Annotated in this window: 1 protein-coding gene; it reads left to right on the top strand. The window is 41.1% G+C overall.

All coding sequences use genetic code 11. The annotated features are described in order from the left end of the window. The coding region (locus tag ADI76_RS10420) for a Spy0128 family protein (protein WP_049516384.1) at positions 1-241 on the top strand (241 nt) is incomplete at both ends.

Genomic DNA, 241 nt, shown 5'->3' with positions numbered 1-241 from the left:
AGAATTCAACTTCACTAAACGTTTGGAAGGCCGTGAGCTTAAAGCCAACGAATTCAGCTTCGTGCTTAAAGATTCAGAAGGTAAGACTCTTGAAACTGTAAGCAACGATGCATCTGGTAACGTTAAGTTCAAAGCTCTTGAATTCAAGAAGGGTGACGAAGGTGTTCACAACTACACTGTAGAAGAAGTTAAAGGCTCAGACGCAACCGTTACATACGACACAATGAAAGCGAATGTAACA

It is taken from the genome of Streptococcus parasanguinis (genome assembly GCF_001074805.1).
Classification (GTDB): domain Bacteria; phylum Bacillota; class Bacilli; order Lactobacillales; family Streptococcaceae; genus Streptococcus; species Streptococcus parasanguinis_A.
Note: the sequence above shows the minus strand (reverse complement) of the source record. Positions and strands in the feature narration are given on the sequence as shown.